The sequence below is a fragment of the Psychrobacter sp. 1U2 genome (genome assembly GCF_051847575.1).
This window is the reverse complement of the sequence record NZ_JBPYDC010001414.1, coordinates 1-606: the sequence shown is the minus strand read 5'-3', so window position 1 is coordinate 606 and position 606 is coordinate 1. Positions and strand designations below refer to the sequence as shown.

Here is a 606-nt window from a genome sequence, read left to right as displayed (position 1 = left end):
ATATCGCAAAGTGGGATGGCAAAGTGAATGGTAAAGACAGTGGTGGAGAATAAAGTAAGTAGAATACTTTAAGTAAAAAAGTCGGTCGCTAAGTGACTAAAATACACTTAGCGACTGGCTTTTTTAGGGTTATCTTAAACTATCAATAACAACGATCAGCTCGATAAAAACCTCAGTGCTAGTCGTCGTTTTGTAATTCCGTCAACGGATGCGTGATACTATTATTGTGCGTAACCACGATCGCTTCATCGATGATACGTTGGCTGACACCACGCTTACGCAGAGTTTCGATGAAAACTTCATCATGCGCTAAAGTATAATCTTGATGATCACGGTCAAGACCTTGGCGAATATACAAGCGGATTAGCCCTTGAATACGTTTGAACCCAAGCTCTGATGAGGTTGCCTCTAGTAGCTCAATCATCTCTTCAGAAAGACGAATGCTGACTGGGCGCATGATTTTTTGCGGATGATCAGAGAACTTATTTTTTATGCGTACAGGTATCATAATAAACCATTACTTTTAGTGACTAAAAACAAAGAACTTCAACGAGAATGATAGTAGCTATTCATTTGCAATAAGTGCTTGAAGTCGTTACTTATAAA

At 38.9% G+C, this 606-nt stretch carries 1 protein-coding gene; it reads right to left on the bottom strand.

Annotation, left to right across the window (positions count from 1 at the left end):
- Positions 1 to 178 precede the first annotated feature (178 nt).
- Complete coding sequence (locus tag ACS8FD_RS22390; protein ID WP_299216955.1) at positions 179 to 508, bottom strand: CopG family transcriptional regulator; 330 nt, start codon at positions 506 to 508, stop codon at positions 179 to 181.
- Positions 509 to 606 lie beyond the last annotated feature (98 nt).

Coding starts and splice junctions, on each gene's coding strand:
- ACS8FD_RS22390 (WP_299216955.1), bottom strand. CDS start 508: ATGATACCTGTACGCATAAAAAATAAGTTCTCTGATCATCCGCAAAAA.